7 protein-coding genes are annotated in these 8,048 nt (G+C 75.7%); 2 read left to right on the top strand and 5 right to left on the bottom strand.

Translation table 11 applies throughout. The features are described from left to right. Positions 1-173: 173 nt before the first annotated feature. Both AB0G13_RS33045 and AB0G13_RS33040 read right to left on the bottom strand, forming a co-directional pair. Positions 174-659, bottom strand: a complete 486-nt coding sequence (locus AB0G13_RS33045) for an SRPBCC family protein (RefSeq protein ID WP_357883112.1) — start codon at positions 657-659, stop codon at positions 174-176. Continuing rightward, complete coding sequence (locus AB0G13_RS33040; RefSeq protein WP_357883109.1) at positions 656-1,018, bottom strand: metalloregulator ArsR/SmtB family transcription factor; 363 nt, start codon at positions 1,016-1,018, stop codon at positions 656-658. Before AB0G13_RS33040 ends, AB0G13_RS33045 begins: the two co-directional genes overlap by 4 nt. A gap of 91 nt (positions 1,019-1,109) precedes the next feature. On the opposite strand from AB0G13_RS33040, the gene AB0G13_RS33035 reads away from it, so the two are divergent. Both AB0G13_RS33035 and AB0G13_RS33030 read left to right on the top strand, forming a co-directional pair. Continuing rightward, positions 1,110-1,421 carry a hypothetical protein gene (locus AB0G13_RS33035; RefSeq protein WP_357883106.1) on the top strand — a complete coding sequence of 104 codons (312 nt, stop codon included), beginning with the start codon at positions 1,110-1,112 and terminating at the stop codon, positions 1,419-1,421. A 153-nt stretch (positions 1,422-1,574) separates the two neighbouring features. Then, positions 1,575-2,606 carry a PHB depolymerase family esterase gene (locus tag AB0G13_RS33030; RefSeq protein WP_357883103.1) on the top strand — a complete coding sequence of 344 codons (1,032 nt, stop codon included), beginning with the start codon at positions 1,575-1,577 and terminating at the stop codon, positions 2,604-2,606. Positions 2,607-2,642: 36 nt separating this feature from the next. Here AB0G13_RS33030 and AB0G13_RS33025 read toward each other — a convergent pair whose 3' ends face one another. The 3 genes from AB0G13_RS33025 to AB0G13_RS33015 all read right to left on the bottom strand — a co-directional run. Next, complete coding sequence (locus AB0G13_RS33025; protein WP_357883100.1) at positions 2,643-5,018, bottom strand: tetratricopeptide repeat protein; 2,376 nt, start codon at positions 5,016-5,018, stop codon at positions 2,643-2,645. Further along, the gene (locus AB0G13_RS33020; protein ID WP_357883097.1) at positions 5,015-6,778 is read right to left on the bottom strand and encodes an ABC transporter permease subunit; all 1,764 of its coding nucleotides are present in this window, start codon (positions 6,776-6,778) and stop codon (positions 5,015-5,017) included. The genes AB0G13_RS33025 and AB0G13_RS33020 overlap by 4 nt, the downstream gene beginning before the upstream one ends. Next, positions 6,775-8,048 (bottom strand): extracellular solute-binding protein (locus AB0G13_RS33015; RefSeq protein ID WP_357883094.1); only part of this gene is annotated, 1,274 nt, incomplete at its 5' end. The genes AB0G13_RS33015 and AB0G13_RS33020, both read right to left, overlap by 4 nt.

The following is an 8,048-nucleotide window of genomic DNA, read 5'->3' as shown; positions in this document are numbered from 1 at the left end:
TCGTACACCGGTTTACAGACACAGCGACACAGAAGTGATCTTCGCTGACACAGTCAGCGAAGGTCACGTCCAGGTATCACAACACTCTCTAAGGCGAGGCGGCGGGATGAGGGACCAGCCGGTCGTGCGCACCGGTCCGGCCGCTTCCTCATCCGGCGCCGCCGCCACGGCCGTCAGCGGCCCTTGACGACCTCGACCAGCTGGTCCAGCGCGGCGCTCCAGCCCTCGACGAAGCCCATCTCCTCGTGCGACTTCTTCGCCGAGGCGTCGGCGTGGATCGCCGTGGCGGTGTACTTCGTGCCGTTGCCGGCGCGCTCGAGCCTGATGATCGCGGTGAACGGGAAGTCGTCGCCGGCGACCTGGGGGCGGAAGCCGGGGCCCAGCCCCGAGGTGAAGATCAACGTCGAGCCCTCCTCGACGACCAGGATGCAGCCGGTGTTCGGGTACTCCTCGCCCTCGGGCGAGCGCATCACGGTGTGGAACCTGCCGCCGGGCTGAAGGTCGATCTCGCAGGACGAGGTCGACCAGGGCCGCGGGGCGAACCACTGCACGATCAGCTCGGGCGTGGTCCAGGCCTTCCAGACCAGCTCGGGCGCGACGTCGACGGTGCGCTCCAGGACGAGGTCGAGATTGTCGTTCACGCTCGGGTAGGCGGTCATGTCTGCTGCTCCTTCAGGTCGTGGAGAAACGAGTCGAGCTGGTCGAGGCGGCGGGACCACATCGCGCGCTGACCGGCGAGCCAGGTGTCGACGTGCTCGAGTGGCCCGGGGGCGAGCCGGTAGGTCCGCACCCGCCCCTTCTTCTCCGACGTCACCAGGCCGGAGCGCTCGAGGACGCCCAGGTGCTGGGTGAACGACGGCAGTGCCATGTCAAACGGACGAGCGAGCTCGCTGGTCGTCGCGGGCCCCCGGCCCAGGATCTCGACGACCCGGCGGCGGGTCGGGTCCGACAGCGCGTGGAACACGCCGTCCAGGGCCCCGTCGTCGCTGCCGTCTCCGCCGCCCGATTGCTTAGGCATGGGCCTAAGTATGCCCGCGCCCCACACTTAGGTCAATCCCTAACTGAAAGCGGCTGGCCCCGATCTGACCGCGTGGGTCATGCTGAGGGGCATGACCGACGCCGGCGCCCCGGAACCGCTCACCCTCAACATCTACTGCCGGCTCACGGTGGCCGTGACCGACCCGCAGGTGCTCACCGACCACGCGGTGGCCGATCTGCGGGCGGCGGACATCGACTGGTCGGCGGAGGAGGACGACCTCGAGGCGGCGGTGGCGGACCTGCGCAACGACGTCGTGGTGGCGCTGGCGTCGGTGGTGGACATCAGCCGGATGGTCGACGGCCTGCCGGGCGTGGAGGCGAGGGGCGGGTTGTGCTGGGCCGAGCCCGGTCCGCCCCGCGAGGCCGTCTGGCGTGCCGAGTGAGGGCCGCCCCGCCGGCCGCGTCGACCCTGTGTCGATCCGGGACACACCGACGTCACCCGAGGTGTCGACGGCACTCATGTCCACTGTGTGCGGGGTCACGTTAGCGTCGGCCCACGCCGGCACGACCGCCCCGCTCCCGGACAGGAGAGCGCCATGACCCCACCGTTGAAGGCCACCGCCGCCCTCGTCACCGCCCTGCTGCTCGTCCTCACCACCGCCGCCCCCGCCCGGGCCGCCACCCCCGCCACCAAGGCCCCGGTCGCCGGGAGCCTGCGCGCCTACGACGTCTCCGCCGTGTACGTCGCCGGCGTCTCCTCCGGCGGTTACATGGCCACCCAGCTCCACGTCGCCTACTCGTCGCGGATCCGGGGCGCGGCGGTCTTCGCCGCAGGGCCGTACTACTGCGCGCAGAACAACGTCGCCCAGGCGCTCGACGGCTGCGGCGACAACGTCTACCCGACGAACGTGTCCGCCCTGCAGACGTACACCCGGACGTGGGCCTCCTACGGCTGGGTCGACCCGGTGGGCAACCTGTCCGGCGATCCCGTGTACGTCTACCACGGCGCCAACGACAGCGTGGTCGAGAAGTCCGTCACCGACGACCTGGTCCGGTACTACCAGCACTTCGGTGCCAGCGTGCAGTACGACAGCGGCTCCCCGGCCGGCCACGCCTGGGTCACCCCGTACGGGACCCTGGCGTGCGGCGTCACCGCGTCGCCGTTCCTCGCCGACTGCGGCACCGACCCGCAGGGCGCACTGCTGCGCAAGCTGCTCGGCAGCGTGCGGGCGCCGAACACCGGCCCGCTGGGCGGCAGCCTGATCCGGTTCAGCCAGCACACGTACGCGGTCAACGGCTGGGCCAACGGCCTGAGCATGGACGCGAACGGATTCGCCTACGTGCCGGCGTCCTGCGCCGCCGGCGGGTCGTGCCGGCTGCTCGTCGCCCTGCACGGCTGCCTCCAGGGCCACGGCGCGGTCGGCACCGCCTTCGTGGACCGGGCCAACCTCAACCAGTACGCCGACACCAACCAGCTGATCGTGCTGTATCCCCAGGCGAGCACCGCGGCCACCAACCCGAACGGCTGCTGGGACTGGTGGGGCTACCTGGGCGCGACCAACTACCCGATCAAGGGCGGCGCCCAGCTGGAGACGATCATGAACATGGTGCGCCGGCTCGACGGCTGAGCCGCCCCACGGGCGGGGCCCCTTGGCGGGCCCCGCTCAGGCCGGCGCGTCGCTGCCCACCAGGCGGGCGTCCGCCGCGGCCTGCCCGTCGACGTCCCCCGCCTCCTCGCACACGCCCGCCGCGTCCGCCCAGTGCCGCCGGGCCTCGTCCGGGTCGTCGAGGGCCACCGCCGCGTCGCCCAGGTGCAGCAGCGTCCGCCCCAGGCCGGCCGTCGGCCGCCCGTCGCGCAGCCGCAGGCTCTCCGCCAGCATCTCGTACGCCTGCCGGGCCTGCCCCGGCGTGGCGGTCAGCAGCGCGGCACCCGCGTTGAGCAGCGCGGCGGCCCGGTTGGTCGGGTCGGCCACGGAGTCGTACTCGCGCAGCGCCGCCCGCCACGACTGCGCCGCGTCGAGGTGCTCGCCGAGCCCGGCGTGCACCAGCACCAGGTTGGTCAGCGCCGCCGCGTAGCCCCGGGCGTCGCCGAGCGCGCGGAAGGCGTTCGCCGCGCGGACCAGGTGGTGGTGCGCGACGGCCAGCTCCCCCCGGGCCAGCCGGGCGGCGCCCAGGCCCAGGTCGGTCAGCGCGTGCCCGGCCCGGTCCGCCGTGGAGCGGTGCCGCCGCGACAGCTCCAGGTGCTCCACCGCGTCGTCGAGCTGTCCCAGGTCCAGCAGCACCAGGCCGAGGTTCATCCGCGCCTGCGCGGTGCCGCGCCGGCCCCGCTCCGCCACCGCGAGGCTGAGCGCCGTCGCCGCCCCCTGCGGGTCGTGCCGGCGGCGGCGCAGCACCCCCAGCTCGTTGTGTGCCCAGCCGGCGATCTCCGGCCGGTCGTCGGCCGTGGGCGTGGCGAGCACCGTGCGGCACACCTCCGCCCACTCGTCGAGCCGCTCGGCGTGGGCGAGCCACCCGCACAGCGCCACCGCCAGCCGGAACCACCAGCGGCGCACCCGGCGCGGCAGGGTCTCCGCCGCGCCCGCCGGCACCCGCACCACGGCCAGCAGCAGCTCCTGGTGCAGGTCGAACCAGCCGTAGGGGTCGTCGTCCAGCGCCAACGTCGGCTCCCGGTCCGGTGGGGAGCCGACCACCACGAGGCTCGCGGCGTGCCGCTCGGCCCGCCGAGCCAGGTGCCGGGTGAGCCGGGCCTGCGCGGCGACCCGCCGCCGCGCCGGCTCCGCGTCGCGCAGGTGCATCCGGGCGTACGGGGCCAGCAGCGGGCGCACCTCGTAGCGGTCACCGGGCGCGCCGGTGACGAACCCGCCGGTGGCCAGCTCGTGCAGCAGGGCGGCCACCCGGTCCGGGCGACGACCGGCGAGCGCCGCGAGCGTCGGCCGGTCCAGCGGCACCGGGCTGAGCGACATCAGTCGCCACAACCGCCGCGCCTCGCCGCCCAGCGCGTGGTAGGCGGTGTCCCGGGCGGTCACCAGCTGGGTCGCCGGGGAGGCGGCGACGTGCTGGTGCGGGGGCGTGTCGACGGCGCGGCGCAGCGCGTCGAGCACGTCGGTGTGCCGCCACCCGTGCTGCGCCGTACGCCGCCCGAGCTCCGCGACCGTGCGGGGCTGCCGTCCGCAGAGTTCGACGAGGGCGCGTACCGCCGGGTCGGTGCGCGGGTCCGGGCGGTGCGGCCGGGCGACGGGCGCGGTGGCGCCCGCGGCGGCGAACAGCTCGACGGCGTCGTCGGCGTCCGGCTCGGCGAGCCCGTGCGCCGCCACCCCGTCCAGCGCGGCCAGCGCTCCCGTGCCGGCCAGCAGCAGGCGGCACGTCCCCGCGGTCGGCGGCAGCAGCGGCCGGACCTGGGCCGGGTCGTCCACGTTGTCCAGCACCACGAGGATCGCCCGGCCGTCGAGCTGGCCGCTCAGCTCGTCGACGGCGTCGGCGAGGTCGTCGGCGCGTCCCGACGCCGGTGGTCGGGTGCCGAGGATCCGGGCCAGCGCGGTCAGCACCTGTCGGGCGTCGTGCCGCCGGCCGCCCCGGCGCAGGTCCAGATAGTACTGCCCGTCGGGGAAGTCCTTCCGGCACAGGTTGGCGGCCTGGATCGCGCAGGACGAGGTGCCGACGGCCCGCCGGCCGACCACGGCGACCGCGTGCTCCTTCGTCAGCAGGTCGATGATCGCGTCGACGTGCCCGGCCCGCCCGGTGAACCCGGCCGGCCACGGCAGGGTGGGGGTGCCGACGGCGGGCGCGGCGTCGGGGTCCTCCGGCGTCGTGGCCTGCTGCCGCTGGCGGCGCCACTCGACGACGACGGCGGCGGCGAGGCCGAGCACGATCACCCCCGCGCTGGCGGAGCCGAGCTGGGTGACGGAGAGTTCGGAGAGCAGGTTGCCGGTGACGTTGCCGAGCACCGCGCTGACCGTCCCGCCGACCACGCCGCCGATCGCGAGCAGCAGGCTCAGCCTCCGCGGCCGCCGCGAGCGGCCGGGCGGACCCGACCCGGTCACCGGACGCCCCCGGCGACCAGGCCGGCGACGAGCTGGCGACGGGCCAGCACCACCAGCAGCACCGGCAGGATCGAGGCGATGACCGAGCCGGCGGCGAGTTCCCCGCTGTTGGCCGCGAAGCCCCGGGTCTGGCCGGCGAGGAACAGCCCCAGCGGCAGCGCGCCCGGCCCGCTGAACAGCAGACCCACCACCAGGTCGTTCCACACCTGCACGAACTCCAGCACCGCGACGGCGACCACGGCCGGACGGTTGTGCCGGGCGAGCAGCCGCAGGGTGCCCCACCAGTGCCGCCCGCCCACCCGGGCCGCCCGCACCTGCTCGGCGGGCAGGTCCGCGAACGCGTTGCGCAGCACCAGCACGGCGAACGGCACGCCCAGCGCGACGTGCACCAGCGCCAGGCCGCGCGCCGTGCCCGAGGACAGCACCACGCCGAGCACCTCGTTGACCGGCCCGGCGATCACCTGCACCGGCACGATGCTGGCGGCCATCAGCAGCAGCCCGGTGGCCTGGGCGGGCGGCCCGGTCAGCCAGGCCAGCGGGTACGCGGCGAGCAGCGCGACGACAAGCACCACGGCGGTGACCACGGTCGCCAGCACCAGCGTGAAGCCCAGCGTGCGCCACAGCTCGGCGCCGGTCAGCAGGTCCGCGTAGGAGTCGAGGCTGGGCGGGCTCCACCACCAGCCCCGGGCCGCCGCGTCCACGGTGCCGTGCAGCGAGGTGGCGAGCAGCACCCCCAGCGGCACCAGCCAGGCGAGTGCCGCGCCCGCCACCAGCAGCCGGGTCGCCCGGCGCGGTGCGGGGGCCGCCGGGTCGGGCGTGGCGGGCGCCGCGTCCCGGGGCGGCGGCCACGCCTGCCGCACGAACAGCGCCGCGACGAGCATGCCGGCGACCACCGCCACCAGCCACACCACCCCGAGCGCGGCGCCCTCGCCGGTGGTGGCGCCGTTGGAGGTCTGCCAGACCCGCAGCGCGAGCACCGACGCCTCGTCGCGCACCGAGCCCGGCGTCATCACCAGGATCAGGTCGAACGTCCTGGCGGTGCCGAGCGCCGCCAGGGTGAACACAACCGCCACGGTCCGCAGCAGCAGGGGCCGCCACTGCGCGTCCCAGAGCACGTCGCGGCGGTTGCCGCCGTAGGCGCGGACCGCGTCGGCGAGGCTGGGCGGCACCGCGTCGAGGGCGGCCCGGAACACCAGCACGGCCAGCCCCACCCACGCCCACACGAACGCCGACATCAGCGCCACCGTGACCAGACCGGGGCCGAGCAGTTGCGGGGCGTCGGCCGCCGACCGGCCGGTCAGCGTCGTGGCGACCAGGGTGGCCAGCCCGCGCTCCGGGTCCGGGTCGTACATCAGCCGGAAGGTGACCCCGGTGACCACGAGCGGCAGCGCGGTCGGCACCACCAGGATGAGGCGGACCAGCCTGCCCTCCTGCGAGCGGCGCGAGGCGGCGGCGAGCAGGTAGCCCAGCACGGTGACCACCGCCGGCACCAGCAGGGCCCAGAGCAGCGTGCGTCCCACCACGGCGCCGGTGCCGGGCGCGGCCAGCGCGGTGCGGAAGTGCTCCGCGCCCACCCACCGGCCGTCGGTGGTGACGCTGGCGTGCAGCGTACGCAGCACCGGCCACGCCACCAGCCCGCCGAGCAGCAGCAGGGCGGGCAGCAGCAGGGTCGAGGTGGCGCCCGCCGCCGGGTAGGCCCGCCCGCGCCGGGGCGGCCCGACGTCGTCGAGCAGGGCCAGCTCGCCCAGGACCCGGCTCACCGGCCGCCACCCGCCGACCGGGCCGCCGCCGCCAGCTGCCCCACGGCCCGGCGGGCCGCCCTGCCGGCGGCGACCCCGTCGGTGACGTCGGCGAAAAAGTCCTGCATGATCCGCCAGATGCCCACCCCGTCGGAGCCGGTGAACCGGCCCGGGAGCCGGTCGGAGAGGTCGAAGCGCACCGCCCCGGCCGTGCGCAGCTCGGCGGCGAGGCGGCGGCGGACGGGGTCGCGGTAGTCGTCCAGCGGCACGGACACGTTGGGGGAGAGGTAGCCGCCGGCGCGGAGCCACGGCAGGAACGCGGAGCCGCCGCTGAGCCAGCGCACCAGCTCCGCCCCGCGGGCCTTGCCGGCGAACGCCACGGCCGCGTCGCCGCCGACGATCAGCGGCCTGTCGGCCAGCCGGGAGCCGGGAAAGCGGAAGGTCTCCGGCTGCTCCGGGCCCCGCCGGAACCGGCGGCTGACGTCGTCGACGAAGTCGGCCTCGAAGAGCATCGTCGCCCGCCGGTGGTGCACCACCTGGATCACCGACTCCTCGTACTGGGTGAGCAGGGCCCGGCGGCCGCCGCCGGGGAAGGCGCCGTCGACGCTCCACAGCTCGGCCAGCCGGTCCAGCGCCGTGTGCACCGACGGACTCCGCCAGTCGGCCTCGCCGCGGGCCAGCGCCTCGTAGTAGCCGGGCGGGGCCACGTCGGCGAGCACGTTCTCGAACCAGTCGGTGAGCACCCAGCCGTCGGCCGCGCCGATGGCCAGCGGCGCCGGGCCGTCGCCTGCGCGGGCCCGCGCGCCGAGCCGCCGGGTGAGCGTCACGAGCTGGTCCCAGGTGCGCGGCGGCGTGGGGAGCATCGACGGGAAGTACCAGAACAGCGACTTGTGGGCCGCCTTCACCCAGACGCCGTAGCGGCGCCCGTCGGCCGAGAGCAGGTCGGCCATGCCGGGCGGGAGGGCGTAGCTGGTGGCGGGGGTCAGCTCGTGCAGCCAGCCGCGCCGGGCGTACTCGACGACCAGCCCCGACCTGGGCAGGATCGCCACGTCGGGGCTGGTGCCGGCGAGCTGGCGGGCACGCAGGAACGCGTCGATGTCGTTGCCGGCGCTGATCACCTGCACGTCGGCGTCGTAGCCGGCCACGACCTCGCGAAAGCGGGCCAGCTCGCCGCCGCTCCAGACGACCGCCACCTGGACCGCCGGCGGCGCGCCGGAGCAGCCGGCGACGGCGGTCGCGGTGGCCGCGGCGGCGGCCCGCACCAGGGAGCCGCCGCTCGCCCGCGCCCCCA

Source organism: Micromonospora sp. NPDC023633, assembly GCF_040640035.1.
Classification (GTDB): domain Bacteria; phylum Actinomycetota; class Actinomycetes; order Mycobacteriales; family Micromonosporaceae; genus Micromonospora.
Note: the sequence above shows the minus strand (reverse complement) of the source record. Positions and strands in the feature narration are given on the sequence as shown.